Source organism: Paenibacillus sp. 2003, from assembly GCF_031455635.1.
GTDB lineage: Bacteria > Bacillota > Bacilli > Paenibacillales > Paenibacillaceae > Paenibacillus > Paenibacillus amylolyticus_B.
On sequence record NZ_JAVDTB010000011.1, the window covers coordinates 1 to 24,545 of the forward strand.

19 protein-coding genes and 2 tRNA genes are annotated in these 24,545 nt (G+C 47.6%); 12 read left to right on the top strand and 9 right to left on the bottom strand.

The window, feature by feature from the left end; genetic code table 11:
- Positions 1–130: 130 nt before the first annotated feature.
- On the bottom strand, positions 131–1,036 hold the full coding sequence (locus J2X75_RS27070) for an ABC transporter ATP-binding protein (RefSeq protein WP_150366555.1): 906 nt from the start codon (positions 1,034–1,036) through the stop codon (positions 131–133).
- 443 nt (positions 1,037–1,479) lie between these two features.
- On the opposite strand from J2X75_RS27070, the gene J2X75_RS27075 reads away from it, so the two are divergent.
- Together J2X75_RS27075 and J2X75_RS27080 are read left to right on the top strand one after the other, a co-directional pair.
- Complete coding sequence (locus J2X75_RS27075; protein ID WP_310342172.1) at positions 1,480–3,315, top strand: HSP90 family protein; 1,836 nt, start codon at positions 1,480–1,482, stop codon at positions 3,313–3,315.
- Positions 3,315–4,364 carry a hypothetical protein gene (locus J2X75_RS27080; RefSeq protein ID WP_310342174.1) on the top strand — a complete coding sequence of 350 codons (1,050 nt, stop codon included), beginning with the start codon at positions 3,315–3,317 and terminating at the stop codon, positions 4,362–4,364. The genes J2X75_RS27075 and J2X75_RS27080 overlap by 1 nt, the downstream gene beginning before the upstream one ends.
- Positions 4,365–4,517: 153 nt before the next feature.
- Here the strand turns inward: J2X75_RS27080 and J2X75_RS27085 are convergent, their stop codons facing one another.
- From J2X75_RS27085 to J2X75_RS27100, 4 genes are all read right to left on the bottom strand, one after another.
- Entirely contained in the window at positions 4,518–6,725 is a 2,208-nt protein-coding gene (locus J2X75_RS27085; protein ID WP_310342177.1) for a serine hydrolase domain-containing protein, read from the bottom strand.
- Positions 6,726–6,775: 50 nt separating this feature from the next.
- Positions 6,776–7,546, bottom strand: a complete 771-nt coding sequence (locus J2X75_RS27090; protein WP_310342179.1) for a DUF3169 family protein — start codon at positions 7,544–7,546, stop codon at positions 6,776–6,778.
- 1 nt (position 7,547) lies between these two features.
- The gene (locus J2X75_RS27095; protein ID WP_017690042.1) at positions 7,548–7,757 is read right to left on the bottom strand and encodes a helix-turn-helix transcriptional regulator; all 210 of its coding nucleotides are present in this window, start codon (positions 7,755–7,757) and stop codon (positions 7,548–7,550) included.
- Between the two features lie 174 nt (positions 7,758–7,931).
- Positions 7,932–9,182, bottom strand: a complete 1,251-nt coding sequence (locus J2X75_RS27100; RefSeq protein WP_310342183.1) for an MFS transporter — start codon at positions 9,180–9,182, stop codon at positions 7,932–7,934.
- 123 nt (positions 9,183–9,305) lie between these two features.
- Between J2X75_RS27100 and J2X75_RS27105 the strand changes: the two genes are divergently transcribed.
- Positions 9,306–11,189, top strand: coding sequence for an ABC transporter substrate-binding protein (locus J2X75_RS27105; RefSeq protein WP_310342186.1), 1,884 nt, complete (start codon positions 9,306–9,308; stop codon positions 11,187–11,189).
- 49 nt (positions 11,190–11,238) lie between these two features.
- Here J2X75_RS27105 and J2X75_RS27110 read toward each other — a convergent pair whose 3' ends face one another.
- Positions 11,239–12,732, bottom strand: coding sequence for a serine hydrolase (locus J2X75_RS27110; RefSeq protein WP_310342188.1), 1,494 nt, complete (start codon positions 12,730–12,732; stop codon positions 11,239–11,241).
- 248 nt (positions 12,733–12,980) lie between these two features.
- On the opposite strand from J2X75_RS27110, the gene J2X75_RS27115 reads away from it, so the two are divergent.
- The 6 genes from J2X75_RS27115 (at position 12,981) to J2X75_RS27140 (ending at position 21,846) form a co-directional block, all read left to right on the top strand.
- Positions 12,981–14,180 (top strand): outer membrane lipoprotein-sorting protein, encoded by a 1,200-nt coding sequence (locus tag J2X75_RS27115; RefSeq protein WP_310342191.1) that lies wholly within the window; start codon positions 12,981–12,983, stop codon positions 14,178–14,180.
- A 395-nt stretch (positions 14,181–14,575) separates the two neighbouring features.
- Entirely contained in the window at positions 14,576–15,763 is a 1,188-nt protein-coding gene (gene alr / locus J2X75_RS27120; protein WP_310342194.1) for an alanine racemase, read from the top strand.
- A 259-nt stretch (positions 15,764–16,022) separates the two neighbouring features.
- On the top strand, positions 16,023–16,304 hold the full coding sequence (locus J2X75_RS27125) for a CopG family ribbon-helix-helix protein (protein WP_017690037.1): 282 nt from the start codon (positions 16,023–16,025) through the stop codon (positions 16,302–16,304).
- Positions 16,305–16,307: 3 nt separating this feature from the next.
- Positions 16,308–16,658, top strand: a complete 351-nt coding sequence (locus tag J2X75_RS27130; RefSeq protein ID WP_024630714.1) for a type II toxin-antitoxin system PemK/MazF family toxin — start codon at positions 16,308–16,310, stop codon at positions 16,656–16,658.
- A 234-nt stretch (positions 16,659–16,892) separates the two neighbouring features.
- A complete protein-coding gene (locus tag J2X75_RS27135) occupies positions 16,893–19,082 on the top strand; it encodes an alpha-galactosidase (protein ID WP_310342198.1) in 2,190 nt (729 codons plus the stop codon).
- 541 nt (positions 19,083–19,623) lie between these two features.
- Complete coding sequence (locus J2X75_RS27140; RefSeq protein WP_240768262.1) at positions 19,624–21,846, top strand: Tex family protein; 2,223 nt, start codon at positions 19,624–19,626, stop codon at positions 21,844–21,846.
- Between the two features lie 180 nt (positions 21,847–22,026).
- On the opposite strand, the gene cmpA is transcribed toward J2X75_RS27140, so the two are convergent.
- On the bottom strand, positions 22,027–22,170 hold the full coding sequence (cmpA, locus tag J2X75_RS27145) for a cortex morphogenetic protein CmpA (protein ID WP_017690033.1): 144 nt from the start codon (positions 22,168–22,170) through the stop codon (positions 22,027–22,029).
- Between the two features lie 183 nt (positions 22,171–22,353).
- Positions 22,354–22,710 carry a hypothetical protein gene (locus J2X75_RS27150; RefSeq protein ID WP_017690032.1) on the bottom strand — a complete coding sequence of 119 codons (357 nt, stop codon included), beginning with the start codon at positions 22,708–22,710 and terminating at the stop codon, positions 22,354–22,356.
- Positions 22,711–22,829: 119 nt separating this feature from the next.
- On the opposite strand from J2X75_RS27150, the gene J2X75_RS27155 reads away from it, so the two are divergent.
- The 3 genes from J2X75_RS27155 to J2X75_RS27165 all read left to right on the top strand — a co-directional run bounded on the left by J2X75_RS27155 (position 22,830) and on the right by J2X75_RS27165 (position 23,555).
- Entirely contained in the window at positions 22,830–23,291 is a 462-nt protein-coding gene (locus J2X75_RS27155; protein ID WP_310342204.1) for a SprT family protein, read from the top strand.
- Positions 23,292–23,384: 93 nt separating this feature from the next.
- Positions 23,385–23,460: transfer RNA gene (locus tag J2X75_RS27160), tRNA-Asn, on the top strand.
- A 6-nt stretch (positions 23,461–23,466) separates the two neighbouring features.
- A tRNA-Ser gene (locus J2X75_RS27165) sits at positions 23,467–23,555 on the top strand.
- Positions 23,556–23,776: 221 nt separating this feature from the next.
- Here J2X75_RS27165 and J2X75_RS27170 read toward each other — a convergent pair.
- Positions 23,777–24,475 carry an ArsR/SmtB family transcription factor gene (locus J2X75_RS27170; protein WP_124116976.1) on the bottom strand — a complete coding sequence of 233 codons (699 nt, stop codon included), beginning with the start codon at positions 24,473–24,475 and terminating at the stop codon, positions 23,777–23,779.
- Positions 24,476–24,545: the final 70 nt, after the last annotated feature.

Genomic DNA, 24,545 nt, shown 5'->3' on the forward strand with positions numbered 1-24,545 from the left:
CGCCCACAGGAGGGCGGAGGGCATGATGATTCCAATAATCAGTGGGACGATTAACATGGGCAACCAGAGCTGAACGCTGGCTGTGACGGACCGGATATCTTTACGTACCAGTGCACGTATGGCTTGGCGGTTATTCATGGTGGTGTGCCTCCCTTATGGCAAAATAGATACTTTCCAGATCACTGCCCGTGATGCGGGCCTGATAGACTTGACCATGCTCCGTTAATTGCCTTAGCAGTAATGGAATATCTTCACGCGATGTAAGCTGGAATGTCGCTTGATGTGCGGAGATTATTTCAGGTGTAAAGTTGGTTGCCGTGTGCCATCCATCGGACATGTCGGCTTCTACTTCGAGCTTCGGAGTGGACAGGTACCGGCTAACAATCTCCTGTTCCGTGCCTTCCTCCACGATGCGCCCCTTTTCCATGAAAATATAATGATCACAGACGGCTGACAGTTGGGACAGCACGTGGGATGAGACCAGAATTGTCATCTTTTCTTCCTTATTTAACTGACGGATAATGCGCAGCACCATCTGAATTCCATCCGGATCCAGGCCATTGGTGGGCTCATCCAGAAACAGGATGGAAGGACGGTGCAAGAGTACTCGTGCAAGGCCCAAGCGTTTCTTCATGCCTGTGCTATAGGTGCCGACTTTTCGATGCTGATAATCCTGTAACTCGAACAGAGTTACAAGCTCATCGATTCGTTTCTTGGCATGCTTCAGGCCAAAAACATCTGCGAAGAAAGTCAGATTGTCACGCCCGCTCATATTTTCATATAATCCACTTTGTTCGGTAAGAGTGCCACACATGGCCAGTACTTTCTCCGCCTCACGAGCGGCGTCCAATCCGTTAATGGTTACCTGTCCACCGGAAGCGCCTAAGACCCCATTCATGATGCGAATCAGTGTGGTTTTGCCCGAACCGTTGGGTCCAATCAACCCGGTGACACTACCTTGTTTAACTGTGAAACTGACATCATGCAGTGCTTGATGCACCTTGAATTGCTTGGATATGTTGCGTACTTCGATCATGTATATTCACCGTCCGATCTGAGTTTGGAGATTATACGTGCGGTAGGCTGATATCGTTCAAATGGACGACAAAAAAGATATTTTCCTCCTTCAATAGTCCCGAATGTAGGATGCACAATTACCCTGAAGTCTGCCTGAAATCGGGTCTCAGGTTTGTTTTCACTCTGCCTTGTAACATGTATCCTTATTTTAGGGTAGAACATCCGTTTCATTGCTATTTATAACGTGGTAATGAAAGATAAGGCCATACGTCTCATGAATGCCTGAAATATGCATATACGCCGGTCTTGGTTATCCAGGGCCGGCTTGACGTGATGTTTGGCGTGCCTGTCACGGGGAACGTCTGTTTCTAACGATTACATAATGAATTCGTCTAACACATCCATATGAATACATTGTATGGATACATATTGTGTTTGGACGTAGAGGAAGGTGAGTGAGTCATGACAGCATCCAATGAATATCGTTTTCAAGTGAACCTGAGCGGGATGATCCAGATTTTATCCAACCATCTATATAGTAGTCCTAAGGTGTTCTTGCGCGAACTGATGCAGAATGCGACGGATGCGATTACCGCACGAACGGAGTCGGAGCCGGGGTATCAGGGTGAAGTGCGTGTTGAACTGACGGGAACAGGTGAGCAATCGACCATGATGGTGGAGGACAACGGCATCGGCTTGACTGAAGCTGACATCCATGAATTCCTGGCCATGATTGGACAATCCTCGAAGAGGAGGCAGCAAGCGCTGCTGGATGAAGAGACTTCGTTTATCGGACGTTTCGGGATCGGGTTGTTATCCTGTTTCATGGTGAGTCACGAAATTGTCATGCTGACGCAGTCCGCGAAGGGCGGCCCTTCGATGGAGTGGCGGGGCAAGCCGGATGGCACCTATACGATTCGACAGTTGGACACACAGCTGTCCCCGGGGACCAAAGTATATCTGCGTTGCACACCGGACGCGGCGCACTACTTTGAACCAGATTATGTGAAAGAAGCTCTGTTCTATTATGGAGCGTTATTGCCGTATCCGGTCACGTTGCATCATGACGGCGCGCAACATGTGGTGAATAGCGAGACACCGATCTGGCTGATGGACCCTGCGCTCGCACGTTCACGCAGATCAGAGGTATTGGCATTTGGTGAACGTCTGCTTGGCGAGCAGTTCCAAGACTTCATTCCGTTGACGACAGCTTCAGGCCGTACCGGAGGTATTGCTTTTGTACTGCCACACGCGGTTAATCTCAATGCCAAGCGTTCTCACCGGGTTTACCTGAAGCGAATGCTGATTTCGGAGAAGGCCGAGAACATTTTGCCAGAGTGGGCGTTCTTTGTGAAATGTCTGATCTGGACAGATGAGCTTCAACCGACGGCATCACGAGAGCATTTTTATGAAAATGAAAAGCTGGAGGAAGTTCGCTCCGAACTCGGAGACGCACTTCGCAAGGGACTGGCGGACATGGCTGAGAGCCAGACGGAACGGCTACAGAAGCTGATTCGCCTGCATGCCTTATCCATGAAGGCACTGGCTGTGCAGGATCAGGCATTCTACGCGATGATTCATCGCTGGCTGCCTTTTGAGAGTACGAGGGGGCACCGTGAACTGGGTGAGCTAATTGATGAAGGAGAGACATTGTATTTCACGTCCTCTGTTGATGAGTACCGTCAGATTCATCATGTGGCATCCGCACAATCGATGCTGGTGATTAATGGTGGTTACATCTATGACAGCGAGTTGATGGCTACACTGCCGATGACTGTGCACAACGTACACACGGAGCGGCTACAGCCGGATCAGGTCTCGATGAGTTTCACCGATGTGCCACCCGCTGAGCGTAATCAGTATTATGATGCGTTGCGACTGGCCGATTCTGCTCTGCAGCGCTTCCGTTGTCGGGCTGAGGTGAAAGGTTTTAAGCCATCGGATCTGCCGGTGTTGTTCACGCTGTCTCAGGAATCGTCAACACTTCGTGCGCTGGAAAAAGCAAGCGAGGAGAGCACGGAATTGTTCTCGTCTGTTCTGGGTTCATTGTCTTCTGGCATGAGTTCAGCAGGGTACTCAACCTTGTATTTGAACGTGAGTAATCCGATCATTCAGCGGGTACTGACATCACCGGATGATCAGATGACACCGATTGCCATCGAAATGTTATACGTCAATGCACTGATGATGGGGCATTATGCCATGAGCAAGCAGGAGCTTGAAGTGTTAAATCAGGGCATTGTTCGTTTTATAGATTGGGGTTTGCGTGCAAATACAGATCGTAAGGGGGATGCCTGATGAAGACAGAGATGGATTTTGAAGAACTGATGGACGAGGCCTATGGCTTGCCCAATGGTCCGGCGAAGTTCGGTATGCTGGAGGAAGCGGCAAGAGTTGCCGATGTGAACGGCATGGCGGAAGAGGCATACGAAGCAAGATCGGAGATTGTGGAGACAGCAACATTCTGTGGTTATCCGATGAAAGCATTGATTGCTTTTTCCTGGCAGCTGGGCAAGTTCGACCAACAGCCCGAAGAATATGATGAAGAAACATTAATGTGGTCGTACAAATGGATATTGGGCAAGATGCCCGACTTCCCGGAAATATCACGTGAGAAGATCCTGGAGCTGTTGGAGGATTTCGGACGGCGTTTCAAGTCCTACGGTTACAGCGAACGCTCATACTGGTATTATCGGTTCCGGATCTTTATGGATTTTGGGGAGCTGGAGGAAGCGGGACGCAGTTATGATCGATTCAGAACGATGGATCGTGACTTTATGAGTGACTGCGAAGCCTGTGAGCAGGATGAGATTATGCGATATTTCTTGTTAAAAGGAGACGATGAGAAGGTGTTGGAGGTCGCCCAGCCTATCCTGAAAGGTCGTATGAGCTGTGCAGAGATTCCGCATCTGACTTTGTCTGAAATTTTGATGCCGCTATATCGGTTGGGACGGACTGCAGAAGCAGATAAACATCAGACCAAGGGATATCGCCTGATCAAAGGCCAGAACGATTTTGTGCAGAGTTTTGCGGAGCAGATGGATTATCTCACACGTACGAATCCGGCAAAAGGCATTGATGTGCTGGAGGAAACACTGGTGTTTGCTGCTGATCATGAAGATCCTTACGCCAAAATGTTGTTTTATGCCAGAGCAGCATCGTTGCTTCGCCGCTGGGCGGAAGAATCTCCGGAATACCGATTGCGTCTGCCAGCATCTTTCCCGTATGAAGGGGATCCAGGCGACCTGCTCAAGCTGGCCGATTACTTTGCGGAGCATGCTCAGACCGTTGCAGCCAAGTTTGATCAGCGCAACGGGAACCGCCATGTATCTTCGTTGATCGAATAGAGACGGATATAACTGAGTAACAGATTTTTATAATAAGTTATGAAAAGTAACGAAACAGGCTTGTTCGAGAAGGATATTACCCTTCTGAACAAGCCTGTTTTTTCTTGCATCATAACCATGATAAATCTAATCGGTATGAAGATATTTTATTTTTTATTGTCCCGATGCTGCAGAAGGGACCGGCGTTGGTACTGGAACCGGTGCAGTTTCAGATGTCTCCTCTGCAGCTTCGGCTTCTTCAGCAGGTTCTGCTTGCGGCTGCCTAGCAGCCATCAGCTCAGCGACGATTTGATCTGTTGGTTGGGTAAGCAACGCATACATAATCGCAGCCTCTTCCTGACGAATCAGAGGTTTGCGGGAAAGTAAATCAATGGATCCATCTTCCAGCACTTTTACCTCAGGTCCATGGATACCAAGCTTCGCCATCATCTGAACGGCTGGTACAGCCCATGGGTCCGTGTGTCCCGCAAGTTTGACATCCGTGAACAGTTCACTAGGATATTGCAGTTGCAGAATTCTCCACATCATGACCATGGCTTCCTGTCGGATAATCACTTGATCCGGCTTAAACTGTTGTTCATCCTTGCCAGTAATCATACCCATTTCATATCCAAGTTGGATATATCCGGCTGCTGCATGGTCTGCCCAGTCGGTGCCTGCAGGAGGTGTTGTTTTGCTGGGCTTCAATCCACTCAGTTTAAGCGTGTTCTCAATAAATTCAGCTCGTGTCACAGCTGTTTTCGGTTGGAAAGACTTGTTAGCATCATTCTCATAATATCCAAGAGATTGTATGGCATAGATTGCTTCAGCATAAGGACTGTTATCACGAACATCCCGGAAGCCCATAGGCTTTTGCCCTTTTTTCTCATAACCCATGGGGTTGAGGTAAGGTTCTTTCATATAGATGGTTCCATCAGCATTTTTCTTGAATGCTGTGAATTGACCGGTCAATTCATCTTTGAATAGATTATCTTCCACTTGAATCAGGTTGCGTTGACCCAGAAAAACGTCCGAAATGCTCAGTTGTCCAGGCTCTGTACCAGCATTTTTCAGGGAGCTGACGATCGTGCTAATTCGCAGATCCGCGTACAATCCGTTGAAGCGTTGCAGCTCAGCTGCGGATTGCGGCGTGTATGCCTTGAACTGTACAGGCTCTGCATATTGCGGGAAGAAACTTTGAATGAATGCCGGGTAGAACAGATTACGAAGTGCTCCATTTTGATTATACGTCAGGAAAACGCCTGTATTTTGCTCGGGAATAAGGAAGAGATAAGAGCTGAATCCGGTCAGGTCGCCTCCTTTTGTAATGATACTTGGACTACTTCCTGCTCCGGGAAGCTGAAATGCAGCTTCGAATCCATACGTGGTGTTTGGTAACAGTGGATGAATGGAGGAACGGTACTGTTCCATGCTTTTCACCGTGGATTCCTTGAGAATCCGCTCGTTGTCTTTCACGCCATCATTCAGAAACGCAATCATGAACTTCCCGATGTCCTCAGCGGTAGACAACATGCCACCTTGAGGCATTGGTGTTGGAGAGATGGTGTACAGATCAAGCGGATTGTGTGCCGCATCATAGCCTGTAGCTAGCTGCTTTTGGAACTTTTTGTCCAGCATGAAACTGCTGTTATCCATTCCCAACGGTTTGAAGATATGTTGTTGCATGTAGGATTCAAAGGGCTCGCCGCTTACATTCTCAACAATCATGCCAAGCAGCAAAAACGAGAAATTATCGTACATGTAGGCGCTACCAGGCTCTCGAACGACAGGAGGCATGTGTTGCAGTGCGTAATCCTCCATCGCTATGTACTTGTCGAAATCAGTATGGATGTCTTCCTGCTGCGGATCACGGATCTCGAATCCGGTCGTGTGTGTGAGCAGGTTCTCCACAGTTACAGGTTTATCAAAAGGATTATCAAATTCGAGCCCTTTCACATAGGTCTGAAAATCAGCTTGCAGATCAACCTTGCCTTGCTCGACCAGCTGCATAACAGCTGCTGACGTGAACGTTTTGGAGACAGAGGCTACACGGAAGGCCGTATTTTTCGGATCGATCGCTGTTTTGCTCTCCACATCGGAGAAGCCATATCCTTTTTCCGCCAGAACTTTGCCATCCTTCACAACAACAACGGAGGCTCCCACATAATGGGGTTTTGCCTCAGGTGAATCGAAGAATGAATCCAGAAAAGCTGTAGCCGATTCAGTTGTCAGCGCTTTCGTCTTTCCTTGTTCAGCAGCTACTGGAGTCGCGGTCTCCGCCTGGACTGCGGGTACCGACAGACTGAGAGACAAAACCACAGCCATAAAAGCTCCTGTTAGGGAGGTGAACCTGAAACGGGTCTTCCGTTTGGATAAATGCATGCAAACACTCCTTTATGAAAATATTTACAAAATAGTTACCTACCCATGTATTACTGATTACTCGCACGATAGGTTTCACGATAATAGATTCCGATGTTGGCAATCCAGATCACAGAGAGCATTACAATCGGGAATGGAGCAAAGGTAAAGAGCATCGAATATAGAACCATAGAGACCATTCCAACACCAAGAAGTACATTCATCATCTGAAAAGAACGATAGGCTGCGCGATACACGATCCATTTCTCACCTTCATCCAGCTTCTCAAAATGATCTTTCTTCATATTGCGCGAGTTCAGATCCAGAGTGCGTTCAGGGTAATAACGGTTGTATCGCTTCACAGTCAGAGTTTGCACGACCACAACGATGATCATAGAGATACACGAAGCAACAAAATTTAAGAGGTTGAACAGTTCTGGAGAATTCGGCATGGTTCGGTTGGATGCATACAAGGACAAAGCAAGTGCTGCCCAGGTAAACGTAAGAATAACGCTGAATCCGCTGAGGATCATCGCTTTTCCGAGGGAGCGCTCTGCGGGTGAGATGAGTGAATCGGAATCTCCATAAGCATCATCTTCCATGGGAGGGACAGATGGCGTGCGGGAGAGACTGAAGATGTTCCACACCGTCATAACTACCACAAGAGCTGCCAGGATTGCGAATAAAAGATCATAGTCATAATACACGGACAGCGTCCAGTTCAAGTCAGAAGGGAGTTTACTGACTCCGCTAGCTCCGAGAAAACCAACTACAGCGCCACCTGCTGCATACAAGGGAAGACGCAACCGCTTTTTAAGGGACGAGGATGATGAATTTTTCATTTTAATCTCCACCTTTCAGTTCAAAGATTTTTTCGACAGGTTCACGAAATACATGTGCTATTTTTAGTGCCAGAACGACCGACGGAGAGTAATCTCCACGCTCAATCAGGGCAATGGTTTGACGGGATGCACCAATGAGTTTGGCCAGTTCTGCTTGGGATAGCCGGTCTCTGGCTCGTAACTCCCGAACGTGATTGTGTAATTCTTCCACTTGCTCACCTCCATGAACCTAATGTACATAATATTTGACTAAATGTAAACTATAATATACAAAATGTTAAAGATAATTTACTTCTAAACGTTGATAATGGACATGAAAAAGAGAGCCTGCTGGGCTCCCTTGGATGATTATTTTGTTGTCGGAAAAGTTGTCGGAAAAGTGAAATCAAGATGCATCTGCACACGGCAGATGTTGATTCTGTTCCTCTGCCTTCCGAAGTAACATTCGGAAAAAGACGAGCGCTCCAAGCCCCATCAGGATATACAGACCAGCCATCGCATAGGAGGGTAGAAAGGCTCCAATGGTTAACCCGAGACTGCCGAGAAGGGCAGCAGCGTTGTAACTCAACCCGTCAGCAGCCATATAGGCAGCACGGTCCGAATCTGGAATCATACCCGCGAGCATGACCTGACGAACAGGGGCGTACATCAATTCTCCAACGGTTAGCAGTATAGCGGATGAGATGAGTAACCAGGCCCAGTTGCTGAAAGCAAGTACGGTGAAACCTGCGGTATAGAGGAGCATACCGACAGTCATGATAGATCGGGACTGGAAGCGACCTATCCATCTGGAGAACGGAATGGCAACCAAGGCGACCATTACGGTGTTGATGACCATGATCAGGCTGAACATATGCAGACCTGAGATATCTGAGCCGAACAGTTGGGCGGTGAATTCATTTTTTAGACGAACAGCGATGTATTTATCCAACTGAAATTCCAGGGAGACTGCAAGTACAGTAGCCGTGAAAAATATCATGAAACGTTTGTCCTGAAAGACCGCCCAGTACGTTTTCAGTATGTTCCTCTGGATGGGAGCATCGCCATAACCAAGTACACGTTTATCCATTGTTTCACGAATCATAAAGATCAAAATAAACAGGGTAGCTAGGCTTTCAAGGCATACCAGACTGAACAATAGGAAACGAAATGATTCGAAAAATAGCCCGCCCATCAGTGCACCAAAAGTTACAGCAACGTTTGTGGTCCAATATTGCAATCCATATACATAATGACGTTCATGTTCACTGCTCACGTCGACAATCATGGCATTAGCAATCGGCACGGTGATCCCTGAACTGAGACTGCTGAGCAGAAACAGGAGACAAGTGACAATGATCGAATCCATCCACGGCGAATTGGCGATGGCCAAGCCGAGTAGAGCCACGACCTGCAGAGTTTGTGCAATCACCATTAACTTCTTCCGTCCAATTCGGTCAGACCAATATCCTGCCCACAATCCCACAATCATGGAAGCCACAATATTGACCGTCAGCAACAACCCCGCCAAACCTGCGCCAATCTGAATACTCAGATAGATCGCCATGAATGGAATGATGGACTTCTGGGTCAGATCGGTGAAAAAATCAGTAATGATACGTATCCTGATGTTAGGGTGCAGATCGGCGTATTTCATAAGTCGTTTTTCTTCCTTCCCACTGGTCATGTTGATGTTACTGAGTATAATGGAGGAAAACCTGAAGAAAAACTGTAGAAGCATCCGGATGGATTTCGTATTTTAGCAGAAGGTAGGGCATATATGGACGTATCAGAACATTACATTCAACTGCGATTAAACTTTCCACATGTACATGATGAACAAGAATTGCATACAACGGTAGGTGAACTCGCCGATCTATTATGTTGTACCATGCGCAATATGAACCTCATTATGAACAAATTCAAGGAGAACGGATGGGTCAGGTGGAACCCGCAGCGCGGCAGAGGCAAAAAATCGATGCTGGTATTTTGTGTCCCGTTGCTTGAAGTGGCGCGTGAACGATTTGACCATCTCCTGGATGGGAACAGGATGGAGGATGCCTATGAACTGGCCACCACCTTGCCAATTACGATGAGAGAACATCTGATACAGCAAATGCAGCATCAATTTGGTCTGCGTTCGAATGGAGGGGACAGAGGACGAGTGGATACATTGCGGATTCCACGGAATATCCCTTTTAAGACATTGGATCCCACGCAGACGGCCATGTGGGGAGAAGTTTTTATTGTTGCGGAGGTTTTTGATTGTTTGGTTCGCTATAATGCTGAACACCAGGTCTGTGAACCGAGTCTTGCTATGGCATGGGAGAGTCATTCAGAGGGGAGGGAATGGACTTTTTATCTGCACAAAGGTATACCATTTCATCATGGCAGAATATTGGATTCAGAGGACGTGAAGTTTACCTTTGATCGCATTATCTCTGACAATAGTAACCCGTGCAGACCTCTGTTTGGATCTATTGAGCGCATAGAGACGTTGGACGAATTGACAGTACGTTTTGTGTTAAACAAGCCTAACTTCATGTTCCCGGATCTGATGAGTAGTATGTCTGCATCGATCTTGCCGAGAGATGTGGAGATGAATCCGCTCCATCCGATTGGAACAGGACCTTATCGGTTGACACGTCATGATTCCAAGCTGCTTGTGTTGGAAGTATTCCCTTCCTACTTCCGAGGCCGAGCCTATATTGACCGCGTTGAAGTATGGCAACTTCCCCACTCTGGGAGGGTGGAGTCCGTCATCAAGCATAATATATTTCCGGATGCGGAGCCTCGTGCCGTGCAGCATGAGATGCAGGGTGGCATGTATATGACGTTTAATATGCAAAAGGAAGGGCCACAGCATGATGTGAATTTTCGCCGGGCTGTTCAACAACTATTGAATGCGCAGGAGTTGTCGCAAGCGCTCGGAAGCACGAACACGCAGGCTGCTTATAGTTTGATTCGAGGACGAGTACAGCAACCTTTAAAGGTGGGTTCAAATCAAGGGGAGCCATGGAAACAGCAATCGGAACAACTGGATGGTTCGGTCACACCTGTATCTGAACTTTCCGTGGAGACCTCACTGGCGCGGGCCTCAGCATTATTGCGTCATAGCTCTTATCAAGGGCAGAGTTTAAGTCTGTGGGTGGAAGAAGGCGAGAAGATGGAGGCAGATATGGTCTGGTTTGCAGAGAGAAGTAAACAGATTGGCCTACATATCAACATTATGCAGGGAGATCCGATCCATGCAGTCTATCAAGATGGGTTCGGGGATTGTGATCTGATCTATACAGGAGAAATCTTCAATGATCATGTCGTGCTGAGTCTCGTGACGATGTACACCTTCCAGAACACGTTATTCCTGATTGCGATGAATGATTACTGGAGACATGAACTGGAACAGGAATGTGGACGAGTGGTGATGATCCAGGAACCTGCGGAGCGGTTGAATAGATTGATTCGGTTAGAAGATCGACTGATTCAGGAGGCGTTGCTTCTGCCGACCTACAGCTTCAAGGAAGAACACGCCCATCATGATTCGTTGCGAGATTATCGTCTTGCGGGGTATGGTCTGCCTGATCTGCGGAGATTGTGGGTGAAGAGAAGACCTGGTGCCGAGGAAGAGGATACGAGTTACCCAGTGTATATTCCGTTGTGGTAGGTATGGATACCACAACGGAATGAATCAGGTGTTCACCAGTTCTGATCGTTTACGAAACCCTGGTGAATTCAATAGGTTTTGTACCCGGCTCAAGCAACAAAGGAATGGAGATGGATTGAGCAACTTCTGATGATTCATTCAGGGTGAATGTAAATGTAATCTTTAGCCCGAATGTGACCAGTTCGACAGAGAACGTATCTTTTCCGTTGTATTCCATGGGCATTTCAATGGCGTTAAAGGTTGCTTGCAACCCGTCCGTTGTCTCCTGAATAGACATCTCGCCATAACCAGGATGCGTGTAAATACCCGCATAAGCGGTGTAAGGACGATCACAAGATGTAATGTGAGGTTCTTCAACTTTTTCCTCAACGGCAGAGTCTGGCTGAAAAGGTACTTCCAGAGGATTCTCCGGATTAGCCTCCGTTTCTGCTGATTCTTTCCCCATTAATTTGCTCAATTTGGAACTCCAATTAACGGGCTCCAATCCAAGCAGTTGATCCATGATATGAAAAGCAACCGTATACGGAATTATACTTCCGTTGGTATTGCTCAGAACCACGATTCCAATCTGCTCTTCTGGCAAAAAGGCAACTTGTGATGCAAAGCCATCAATAGCCCCACCATGATGAATCATGGCATGTCCACGATAAGGCTCAATCATCCAACCCAGACCATATGTACTCACAGGCAGTTCTTGGCTTATGAACGGCGAATCACTGGGCATCTGAGGACTATGCATAATCTTCATCTGCTCCTTAGATATCAAGGACGTTCCTTCCCATTGACCTTGATGCAACTGGAATTGAAGCCATGCAATCATATCGGCTAGATTGCTGTTAATGGAACCAGCAGGTCCTACGGCATCAATGGCTCGAAAAGGTATTCTCGTATTCTGACCATCCTTCTCCATATAAGGGTACGCATAGTCAGGCTGAAGTTGCATTTTTTCAACAGAGAACAGACTTGAGTTCATACCCAGCGGATTAAATAGGGTCTTCTGAACCATCTGCTCCCACGAAGTTTCATTGAGCTGACCAACCAGATAACCTGCCGTCATGTACATCAGGTTCTGATACTGCCATTTGTTTCGGAAATCCTGATTCGGCTCCAGATACTGTAATGTACGAACAAGTTCTTCTCTTGTACGCGGGGAGTTGTACCATACCAACTCATGCCTTGGAAGACCCGAACGATGACAGAGCATGTCGCGAATAGTTATACGTTCTGTTGCGACCGGATCGAACATCCGGAAGTCTTTCATATACGACTTCACAGGGGTATCCCAGTCGAGTATCCCCTGATCCACAAGCAGAGCAGCAGTTGCTGCGGTAAAGGCTTTGGTACTTGAACCGATGGCAAACAACGTATTAGGGGTAACTTCAAGTTTGGACTCCAGGTCACGATAACCGTAGCCTTTTTGCCAGACGACTTCATCCTTATGGACCACAGCCACCGCTGTGCCGACACCATTCCATAATTGAAGCTGCTCGTCGATGAATTCATCCAGTCTTTCCAGTGATGTGCTAAGTTTTGTTGTCGTCATGCTTTTCCCTCCCAATATTCAATAAAACGAATAATCTCCTACAATTCACTATGCCTTTTCTGGATAAAGTTAACATCCTCCCCGAGACTGATTTTGCGTAGCAATGCCGTATTAACGGACTTCACCGATTGCTTGTCAAACTAGTCCGCATATATCGAACAAGTCCCTCATAACATGTACTAATCAAGTAGGGGTTCTGCTGCAAGCACAATCCTGAAGTGAAAACATGTGCTAAAGGGGATGATGTCATGCGCCGAATATCATGGATGCTTGCCATGGTATTGGTCTTATCGGCCTTACTTGCCGCCTGCGGGAAGAAGGATGCGGCAGCTGTGGTCAAAGATCTGAACGAAGTCGTAGGAGAGATGGAAAGTTACCAGGGGGCAGGCGTGATGACGCTGCATACCGGAGATACGCCGCAGCAGTACAAGGTCGAGGTATGGCATCAGAAGCCTTCCTATTATCGTATTGCGTTAACGAATGCCAAAAAGGATGTAACACAGATTGTCCTGCGTAACGATGAAGGTGTGTTTGTTCTGACGCCGAGCCAGAACAAAAGCTTCCGTTTTCAGAGCAATTGGCCAGATAATCAGGGACAGGTATACCTCTATGAAACATTGATTCGGAGCATTACGGGGGATACAACTCGCCAGTTTGCGGATGAGAAGGAAAGCTATGTATTTGATGTAGCTGCCAACTACAATACACACGCACTTGTCAGACAGAAAATCTGGCTGAACAAAAGCGATTATGCTCCTAAACAGGTGGAGGTATCCGACTCCAATGCCAATGTTGTGGTCGATGTGAAATTTGACTCCTTCAAGTTCGGGACTGAATTTGAGAAAGATGCCTTTGACATGCAACGTAACATGACAGCCGCTACAGAAGAAGGCGGCAAAACAGGAACGGACTCCGGTGTCACTCCTGTAGAACAAACCGGTAATGAGGGCGGTAAAGAACCTGCCAATCCTCAGACTGCGCCTGAACCTGACGGAGCTGTCACTGATGGACAGACGGGTGTAGGTGGGGACACAGAGCAGCAAGGTACAGAAGGTGCTGCAACAGGTCAGGAAGGCGAAGAGCCAACACTCGCAGAACCGGAAGATGCAGACAGCTTCGGCGTAATTCAGCCGACCTATGCGCCGGAAGGTGTGCAGCTCAAGGATGATCAGATTCTGGAAGAGGCGGGGGACTATTCGGTTATGCTTCGTTATGAAGGAACATATAATTACACGATATTCGAAGCCAGACCGCAGGATCGTGCTGTGTCGCTTGCCCCATCCCGTGTACTGGATCTGGGATTCACACTAGGGATGGTCAGCGGAGATGCGTTGCAGACACTGACATGGACGACAGATGGCATAGAATATCGGATCACCAGTGCCGACCTGCCTGATAACGAAATGGTACGTATTGCAACATCGATGCAAGAAGAGTCAGGCAAATGATTTTTGAACAAATGAACGAATAGTAGCATAAACATAAGGAATGCTAAGAAGCATCGGAGACCTGTTCTCCGGTGCTTTGCTTTGATGTAAGACAGGTATTCATCTGGCGCCGTTTTTCTTACTCGATACACCCAATAATGCAAAACGCGCTTCTACGCAGAAGGAACCGGGTAAATAATCGATATAAGCAGATTTTGCTGGGGGTGGAAAGTGGAATTTAGCCCTGCCAATCTCGCTTATTGGTCTTCTTCTGTGTTCGCATTTGTTCCTCAAACGGCGCACCTTACATCTGTTTTTGAATGCGAAACTTCGGTTCATTTGACAGTCACATGCTGGAGCATTACGATGGAGTCTGACGTGAGCCGGATTAAGATGATTAGAGAAGGTGACTTAACGTGCAAGGACAATATCGGCCGACCCAAGCGGAGATCAATTTGGATCATTTGTGTACTAACGTAGAATCTTTCCGCGAGGCATTGCCTCAGGGCATGAAATTCCTCGCCTGTGTGAAGGCCAATGCCTATGGACATGGAGCGGTGGAGACGGCCAGAGAACTGGAACGAGTGGGTGTGGATTACTTAAGTGTGGCTTTTCTTGACGAAGCTCTGGAACTGCGACAACATGGAATTACGATTCCAATTCTGGTATTGGGTTATACGCCGCCTGAAGGGATCGCTGTTGCATGGCAACATGATGTGACCGTCACACTGTTCAGCAAGGAAGTGCTTGAAGCCATTCGACATCTGGATGCGAGCACATTCGCTAACAAACTGAAGGTTCATATTAAAATCGACAGCGGAATGGGCCGATTAGGTCTGTTGCCTGGTGATGAGGCATTGGCTTTCATTCAGGAAGTAGCTTCGCTCAATCAGGTGATGCTGGAAGGCATGTTTACCCATTTTGCCAGAGCAGATGAAGAAGACAAAACCTATACACTGGAGCAGTATAGACGGTTCCAAAGCGTGGTTCATGCGCTCAGGGATCAGGGATGTTCCATCCCGATTATACATACGGCGAACAGCGCCGCTGCCATTGATACACCGGAATTATCCTATGACATGGTACGTGTGGGAATAAGCCTGTACGGACTGTATCCTTCGGCTGAGGTGAATCATCAGGTGGTGAAGCTGTCCCCGGTATTGACGCTGAAGACAAAAGCGGTTCTGGTCAAAACACTGCCACCCCATTGGGGGATCAGTTACGGAACCCGTTATTTTACGCAAGGGTACGAACGAATAGCGACACTGCCGCTCGGATATGCAGACGGATTCTCCAGAATGCTGACAGGTAAAGCACAAGTGCTTGTACGCGGCCGCCGCGTCCCTGTCGTCGGTACAATCTGCATGGATCAGTGTATGGTGTCGTTACAATCTTTCGCGGAAGAGGCGGAAGAAATTCAAGTCGGCGAAGAGGTTGTCCTCATCGGTCATCAGTCTGGTGGCGTTATAACCGCAGACGAGGTGGCATCCCAGCTCGGTACGATTGCTTATGAAGTGATCTGCATGATGGCGCACCGCATTCCACGGGTATATACCCGCGGGGGAGCAGTAGTCGCCAGAATCAATCCACTTTTGACATCCTGACAGCTAACTGGACGTCATTACCAATAAACTTTTTTTCAGAACAGAAGGAAAACTGTCGGAGCATCTCGAATTATGTATGACGGTAAGGATTTAATTCCTTAATTGAGATGTTTGGTCTGTACGAATATTGTTCCCCGTGTTTATAATGGAGTACAGCATACTTGATATACTCGGGGCATATATATTCCTTTGTATAAAAGTTCTGGAAAAACGTAATACTGGTTCACAATGGCGAAAGGTTTGTGGGGGTGGAAGAAAGGTGGCCAACTTGCAGAACACCAAGCGGATCATGATCAGTTTACCTGATTATCTTTTGCAGGAAGTGGATGGCATCGTAGCGCTGGAGAATTCCAACCGCAGCGAATTGATTAGGCAGGCTATGAAGTTGTATTTAACGGAGCGTAAGAAACGTTACATCCGTGAAACGATGCAGCGAGGGTACATGGAGATGGCAAAAATTAATCTGACCATGGCATCCGAAGCCTTTCATGCGGAGGAAGATGCGGACAGCACTCTGGACCGCTTAGTTAGCGGGGTGTAGACATTGATCGTAAAACGTGGTGACGTTTTTTTTGCGGATCTTTCTCCCGTTGTCGGTTCCGAGCAAGGTGGAGTCAGGCCGGTTCTGGTGATCCAGAATGATATCGGCAACCGGTTCAGTCCAACTTGTATTGTGGCGGCTATCACCGCCCAGATCCAGAAGGCAAAGCTGCCAACGCATGTGGAAATTGATGCGGCTGCACACGGCTTTGACCGGGACTCGGTTATTTTGCTCGAACAAATACGGACGATTGATAAACAGAGGCTGACTGACAAGATTACCCATCTGGACGAGGAGACCATGAAATTGGTCAACGAAGCCTTACAGATCAGCCTTGGTTTAATCGATTTTTAAGCAGCAACCAGCGTCTTGTACGCTGTCCTGCTGTCCGTTGGCAATGGATGTTCCTGTAAGGGAACACACTGAATTCAGACTGTAATCAAAAGAGCGTATGACATCCTTCGGGCTGTTATGCGCTCTTTTGATTAAAGCTTGATGAAAGCGTAGAACATTGGCGATCTTTTCGCTATAATGAAACCTGAGAAACCGTTTACCCGAAAGACCTATATATAGAGGTGGAGGAGACATATGAGCATTTACATCAATCAGGAGAAACTTCAATTTCATTTACAGACCCGTGAGGCCAGTTACGTATTTCAGGTACTGCCTTCAGGATATTTGGTGCATTTGTATTATGGCAAAAAATTACGCGACACCGATCTGAGCTGGTTGCATGTACGGACAGAACGAGCGTCCTTTAGCCCTAACCCGGTGCCAGAGGATCGTACGATCTCCTTCGATACGTTGCCAGTGGAATTGCCAGTGTATGGCACGAGTGATTTCCGTAATCCTGCAATCCAATTGGAACTTGAGAATGGCTCAACGGTTTCGGAGTTTACGTATACAGGCCATCGATTGGTCAAAGGAAAGACAGCGCTTACCGGACTCCCAGCAACGTATGTGGAATCCGATGACGAAGCAGAGACGCTGGTTATTGAATTGGAAGACCGCGTTGCTGGTATCAAAATCGAGCTCTCCTATACAGCCTTTACGGCATTTAATGCGATTACACGCTCCGTGCGTATCGTTAATGAGAGCGCTACCCCAGTGAATGTAGTGCGTGCGCTCAGTTCTTCCGTCGATTTCCCGCATGCAGATTATGAATTGTTGCAATTGTCCGGGGCTTGGACACGGGAACGGGATATCGTTCGCAGACCGCTTGCTTCTGGACTACAAGGTATTGAGAGTCGTCGCGGTTCAAGCAGTCACCAGCAGAATCCATTTATTGCGCTGATGACACCAGGCACGGATGAAGACCAAGGTGAAGTCTACGGATTCAGTCTCGTTTATAGTGGCAGCTTCACCGCACAGGCTGAAGTGGATCAGTTCCAAACCACCCGTGTATCGCTCGGGATCAACCCGTTTGAGTTCAGCTGGAAGTTGGAGCCACAGGAAGCGTTCCAGACACCTGAAACGGTTATGGTGTACTCGACTGCAGGTTTGGACGGCATGTCACAGTCCTACCACGAATTGTATCGGGAGCGTCTGGCACGCGGAAAATTCCGCAATGCGGAGCGTCCGGTGTTGGTCAATAACTGGGAAGCGACTTACTTTGGTTTTGATGCAGACAAGATTGAACAGATTGCTCGCGCTGGACAGAAGTTGGGTATTGAGCTGTTTGTCTTGGATGATGGCTGGTTTGGGCACCGGGACAGTGACAACTCCTCGCTGGGTGACTGGATTGTCGATAAAAACAAATTGCCACAGGGACTGGATGATCTGGCTAACCGCGTAACAGGTCTGGACATGCAGTTCGGACTGTGGTTTGAGCCTGAGATGATCTCACCAGACAGTGAACTGTACCGTGCGCACCCAGACTGGTGTCTGCATGTGCCTGATCGTCGCCGGACAGAAGGACGTCAACAACTGGTACTCGACTTCTCTCGTCAGGATGTACGTGATGAGATTGTACGCATGTTGACAGACGTACTTGGTTCTGCACCAATCACTTATGTGAAATGGGACATGAACCGGAATATGACGGAAGTGGGTTCCGCATTGCTTCCGGCAGACAGACAGCGTGAGACTGCGCATCGTTACATGTTGGGGTTGTATGACGTCATGGAACGAATCACTTCTGCGTTCCCGAACATTCTGTTCGAGAGTTGTTCAGGTGGTGGTGGCCGCTTCGATCCAGGTATGCTGTATTACATGCCACAGACGTGGACAAGTGATAACACCGATGCGATCTCCCGTTTGCGGATTCAATACGGTACGAGTCTTGTGTACCCGGTAAGTTCAATGGGGTCGCATATCTCAGCGGTACCGAATCATCAGGTCAACCGGATAACTTCGCTTGAGATTCGGGGACATGTTGCGATGTCGGGCAACTTCGGGTATGAGCTGGATCTGACAAAATTCACGGAGGAAGAGAACGACATCGTGAAAGCCCAGGTTGAACTGTACAAAGAGATTCGTGGAACGGTTCAATATGGAACATTCCGTCGCTTGCTCAGTCCGTTTGAAGGCAATGAGACAGCTTGGATGTTTATTGCACCAGACGGAAGCGAAGCTGTTGTATTCTACTTCCGTGTGCTCTCAGAGCCTAATGCGCCACTTCAGCGCCTGAAGCTGAAAGGATTGGACCCGAATGCAGATTATCGCCTGAAAGGCGGATCGGAGACCTTTACCGGCGATGCCTTGATGTATGGCGGCATTTCGGTAGGCAGTACATCAGGAGACTATCTGAGCGAGATGTTCCGCTTTGAACGCGTCTAGATAAAGTGAACTACAGTTTATTTACACGGATACTACGATGACAGAACAACCTTCCAATCGCTGTTATCCCCAGATTTTTTGATTCCCTTTTCTCAAAGGGAAAATCCGGGGATAGCGTATGCTTCCGATGTAGCTTTCTTTCAGAAAGCTTTTAGGCGAGTGTATGCTTTCGAAGTAGCTTTCTTACAGAAAGCTTTTAGCTTCGCTTTTTCAGGTTTTTTCTGTCCTCTCCGTTATCGTGTAAATGAGCAGTTTCACTTATTAGATTGCTATTTTATTTAGAGTTTTAAAAAAAGGAAAGACCGAGGAGCGTCGTGTTGACGTTTTTCGGTCTTTTTTTGACGTAATGGGGAAGGCTTGAGGATGACATCATTCTGTCAGAACTTGTATGCTTGCGGATTGATGGAAATCTGGACGTGATTCTGTGATAATATAGGGTAGAGTGGAAGAAACAAATGGTTCAACTATACTGTAATTACAGCAGCAAAGCTGCCCTGAAATGATTGTAACGAACGATTCAGGAAGGAAAGAGGGATTTATTTTGTCTGAACAGGAAACGGTTCTGGAACCCAATGAAGAAACAATAAAGGCAGAACGCCATGAACGAATCATCAAACAGGTAGCCAAGGAACTGTCACTGTCCTTGAAGCAGGTCCGCACAACGTCGGAGCTTCTGGACGAAGGCAATACGATTCCATTTATCGCCCGCTACCGTAAAGAAATGACTGGAGAGCTGGATGAGAACCAGCTGCGATCGATTGAAGAACGCATTGTTTATCTGCGCAATCTTGAGGATCGCAAATTGGAAGTCATCCGTATTATAGAGGAACAGGGCAAGCTGACCGGAGAACTGAAGAACTCCATTACCCAAGCTGTGAAGCTGCAGGAAGTGGAAGACTTGTATCGTCCGTTCCGTCAGAAGCGGAAAACACGTGCCAGTGTGGCCAAGGAAAAAGGTCTTGAGCCCCTTGCTGTATGGATCTGGGGTCAACCGAAACAAGGAGATGCACTCCAGGAAGCTGCGAAATATATCAATGCTGAACTGGGTGTAGAAGATGCGGAGGCAGCGCTTCAGGGAGCCAAAGACATTCTCGCGGAGAACATCGCAGATGATGCTGCCATTCGTGCCTGGATTCGTCGGTACACCTTGGATCACGGGATGCTGACTTCGGAAGCGAAGGATGCTCAAGAGGAGTCCGTGTACGAGAATTATTATGATTACCGCGAATTAGCCAAAAAGATGCCTCCACACCGTATTCTCGCAATTAATCGCGGTGAACGTGAGAGTATTCTGAAAGTTGGCCTGGACGTACAGGCAGAACCGGCCCATCGCCATATGGAAGGACAGATCATTCGTGGTGCTTCTGCCGTGCAGGATATCCTGCGTGATGTGATTGAAGATGCATACAAGCGGCTTATTGCGCCTTCCATCGAGCGAGAAGTTCGTGGAGAACTCACGGAAAAAGGTGAAAATCAGGCCATATCGGTTTTCTCGGCCAATCTGCGTAACCTGTTGCTTCAACCGCCGATTCACGGCAAACGTGTGCTGGGTGTCGATCCGGCCTATCGTACCGGTTGTAAACTGGCTGTAGTAGATGATACGGGCAAACTGCTGGAAGTGGCTGTGACCTACCCAACGCCACCACACAACAAGAAACGTGAAGCTGCGGAAGTATTCCATCGGATGATCAAGCAATATGATATCGGACTGATCGTCATTGGTAATGGTACCGGATCACGTGAAACGGAGCAGTTTGTTGCCGAGATCATTCAGGAGAACGGTGATGAAAGTCTTGTGTATCTGATTGTTAACGAAGCAGGCGCGAGTGTATATTCTGCATCCAAGCTGGCCCAGGAAGAGTTCCCTGATCTGGATGTTGCGGAGCGCAGTGCAGCTTCCATTGCTCGCCGGGTACAAGACCCGCTGGCGGAGTTGGTTAAGATTGATCCAAAAGCCATTGGCGTGGGTCAATATCAGCATGACGTCTCCCAGAAGGTTCTGGAAGAAAGCCTGAAGGCTGTTGTCGAATCCGCAGTTAACCATGTGGGTGTGGACGTAAATACGGCATCACCTTCGTTACTGTCATATGTTGCCGGAGTTAACGCTACGATTGCCAAAAACATTGTGAAATACCGTGAAGAGAATGGCCGGTTTACGAACCGCCGTCAGCTTCAGAAGGTGCCACGTCTGGGTGCCAAAACCTATGAGCAGTGCGTAGGATTTATGCGTATTGGTGAAGGTGAGAATCCATTGGATCGTACACCGATTCACCCTGAGTCTTACAAGGTGGTGGATCAGCTGTTCAAGGAGCTTCAGGTTGCACTGGACAAGCTGGGCAGCAAGGAACTGTCGGTATTACTGTCAGAGCAACAGCCAGAACAATTGGCCGTGAAACTGGACGTAGGTGTGCCTACATTGCGTGACATTCTGGACAGCTTGCAGCGTCCGGGTCGTGACCCGCGTGAAGAAATGCCGTTGCCAATCTTCCGTACAGATGTATTAAAAATTGAGGATCTGGTGGAAGGCATGGAGTTGCAAGGTACGGTTCGGAACGTTATTGATTTTGGTGCCTTTGTTGATATTGGAATTAAGAGTGATGGGCTTGTCCATATCTCACAGCTCAGCAACGGATATGTTAAACATCCGATGGATGTTGTATCCGTCGGGGATAATGTAACGGTCTGGGTTATGAATGTGGATACCAAAAAAGGCCGTGTCGGCCTTACGATGAAGAAGCCTGCTTCTGCGCAACAGTCTTCTTAAATAGTAGGATTGGAGAACAGCCTTCCCTAACCAGGAAGGCTGTTTGTTGTCGACAGTAATAGTCCCGTTGTCCGTTCTAATTCCTCTAGTAAGTACGGTGGGCAATATGTGCATTTTCTTAAAGTACGTGTTCAAAAGGCCTTCCTTCGTAATCCGATGCAGACTTTTATGAACAACCTCTTAAAGTTCGTTCTCCGCGCTGCGTGGTGTGCCATTTGCTGGTTTGTTACGATAAAAGAACCAGCATTCGTTCAGCAACTTGATTTGCCGGCTATCCTTTTTGTGAAATGCACGCATCAGTTGATTGCAAAGCCATTGAGGCAAGGGTATCTCCTCCTCTTGCATAATTCATCTGTACGTTAGCATATGTGGCAATAGCCTGGACTGTGCGGGATAAGTGGAGGCCTCCGGCAAATCAATGTCTCGTTGACTCAAAAAAAGCACAAATCCCAATTCAGGGAGATGTGCTTTTCGTTCTCATCATTATAAAATGATAACTGCGGTGAATTAGAGAGCTTCCATCTCTTCTTCATACCATTGTTCCAATTGGGCCTGAAGAGCCCGGATTTCTGTAAGCAGAGAAATCAAAGGATAATGGCTTTCACGTAGTGCTGCAAAAGATTCTTCAAGCGCATTGATATAATCAAGGCCGCCGATGATAGTAAGATTTTCGTTTAGGAGATCGAGGCTGTCACATTCGGCGATCGCCCAAGGCAGGACAGGGACATCTGCTGCCGTGAGTTTATCAATTTCCTTGTGCAGGCGCAAGTTGAGCGCACTGAGTTGATAGGCGTAATCTGCCGGCATTTCCACGAACTGCAATTGTTGTTCCTGCTGCAGGATGACATAGCGCATTGTAGGCATAACGAGTAATAATCTCCCCTCATACATTCTACTTGACAGTGTAGCCTACGAAACGGTTAAAATTCAAGTATTATGCCGGAAAAACAAATGCTCCGAGGGGGTGCAAGGAGAGGATACCGATGGAAAATGAGGAATTGCAACAATGGATTGAACAGGTATCACTGGATCATTTCGGAGTACCGTTCACCCATGAAGCGTTGTTTAACAGTCGCCTGACCACTACGGGTGGGCGTTATATGCTCAAAAGTCACCGGATTGAAATCAATCCGCATCAACTCGAAGCCTATGGGCGAGATGAGGTTGAGAAAATCATCAAGCATGAGCTGTGTCACTATCATCTGCATATTCGTGGGCGCGGTTATCAGCATCGTGATCCGGAATTCAAGGCTTTATTGCAGAAGGTAGGTGGCTCGCGTTACTGCCAATCCCTTCCTGAGGGCAAAGGCAGAAAGCCGCTGCCATATCGTTATAAGCTGGTATGCAAGAGCTGTGGTACGGAATATTTGCGCAAGCGGAAAATAGATCCGAAGCGTTACCGTTGTGGTCGTTGCGCGGGAAAACTGGGGCTTCAGAATATCTGATGTGTGTATCGTTCAATGTATTAAAGAAAGTGATGGAAGGGATGTTGACTTGGATTATTAATCATGATAAATTAATCTTATTCAAGTTAATTTTCCCTGATAGCTCAGTTGGTAGAGCACTCGACTGTTAATCGAGTTGTCACAGGTTCGAGCCCTGTTCGGGGAGCCATTTCTTGGAGAGATACCCAAGTGGCTATAAGGGGACCCTCTGCTAAGGGGTTAGACTGCGTAAGCGGTGCGAGGGTTCGAATCCCTCTCTCTCCGTTCTGAATTAAACTTCTCTGCAAAGGGATGAGAACCCTAAAGGTTCGTCGGAGCATAAGCTTCGTTAGCAATACTCCGCAGTCTCGAACGAAGTGAGAGTAACCCTCTTTCTCCGTTCCGATTGACAAAAAATCCTCTTCACATTAGATCGGTTAACGGTCAGTGTGAAGGGGATTTTTTGCGTTTACTGATCTTTGGTTATCCCTCGTGTACGCTTCTGCTTAAAGTGAAATGTTCAACACCTCGTATAAACCTTTCTTGCCTGCTTCCGTTACTTCGACAGAGCGACTTCCTGTTTTTTGACGAATCCAGTCCAGTTCCGATAATCGATGTCTGAGTTGTTCCCCAAGCATGCCTGAGAGATGATGACGGCGTTCGCTCCAATCCAGACATTTGCGAGCGATGGCCCGGCGTGATCCTGGCTTCATCTGAAGTTTAATTCCAAACGTAGTGAACCACTGTATTCCTTTCTCTGTAACTTGATAATCCTTGCTGTGTGCCTCTTCGGGCTCTGAAAGATACCCCTTCTGTATTAAGGCTTCACAGAGCGAGATTCCCAATTTCCCAGCCAGATGACCATAACAGGTCCGTGCATGACTCAGTTGTTGAAGCTGATCGGATTGTTTGAGAGAGCGGATCTGTACAGGCGGAGCAATACTGGCCATCGTTTCAATCAGATTAGCAATTTCTTTGTTTGCAAGACGGTAGTATCGATGGCGTCCTTGTTGTTCAACTTCGAGTAATCCTCCCTCTACGAGTTTAGCTAGATGGCTGCTTGCCGTCTGGGGAGTGACACTTGCCATATGAGCAAGCTCACCTGCGGGCAACGCACGGCCATCCAGTAAGGATGACAGAAAAATAGCGCGGCTTGGATCAGCGATTAACGACGCAATAACAGTAATATTCGGATATACATTCATACTTCGATCATATCTGAACTATTACTGTATTACAATCCAGTTGTATCGGTCAGATTGAGCTTATAAATCA

Excerpts from the sequence above, each read along its gene's own strand:
- J2X75_RS27070 (WP_150366555.1), bottom strand. The coding sequence starts at position 1,036 with ATGATCGAAGTACGCAACATATCCAAGCAATTCAAGGTGCATCAAGCA.
- J2X75_RS27075 (WP_310342172.1), top strand. The coding sequence starts at position 1,480 with ATGACAGCATCCAATGAATATCGTTTTCAAGTGAACCTGAGCGGGATG.
- J2X75_RS27080 (WP_310342174.1), top strand. The coding sequence starts at position 3,315 with ATGAAGACAGAGATGGATTTTGAAGAACTGATGGACGAGGCCTATGGC.
- J2X75_RS27085 (WP_310342177.1), bottom strand. The coding sequence starts at position 6,725 with ATGCATTTATCCAAACGGAAGACCCGTTTCAGGTTCACCTCCCTAACA.
- J2X75_RS27090 (WP_310342179.1), bottom strand. The coding sequence starts at position 7,546 with ATGAAAAATTCATCATCCTCGTCCCTTAAAAAGCGGTTGCGTCTTCCC.
- J2X75_RS27100 (WP_310342183.1), bottom strand. The coding sequence starts at position 9,182 with ATGAAATACGCCGATCTGCACCCTAACATCAGGATACGTATCATTACT.
- J2X75_RS27105 (WP_310342186.1), top strand. The coding sequence starts at position 9,306 with ATGGACGTATCAGAACATTACATTCAACTGCGATTAAACTTTCCACAT.
- J2X75_RS27110 (WP_310342188.1), bottom strand. The coding sequence starts at position 12,732 with ATGACGACAACAAAACTTAGCACATCACTGGAAAGACTGGATGAATTC.
- J2X75_RS27115 (WP_310342191.1), top strand. The coding sequence starts at position 12,981 with ATGCGCCGAATATCATGGATGCTTGCCATGGTATTGGTCTTATCGGCC.
- J2X75_RS27135 (WP_310342198.1), top strand. The coding sequence starts at position 16,893 with ATGAGCATTTACATCAATCAGGAGAAACTTCAATTTCATTTACAGACC.
- J2X75_RS27150 (WP_017690032.1), bottom strand. The coding sequence starts at position 22,710 with ATGCCTACAATGCGCTATGTCATCCTGCAGCAGGAACAACAATTGCAG.
- J2X75_RS27155 (WP_310342204.1), top strand. The coding sequence starts at position 22,830 with ATGGAAAATGAGGAATTGCAACAATGGATTGAACAGGTATCACTGGAT.
- J2X75_RS27170 (WP_124116976.1), bottom strand. The coding sequence starts at position 24,475 with ATGAATGTATATCCGAATATTACTGTTATTGCGTCGTTAATCGCTGAT.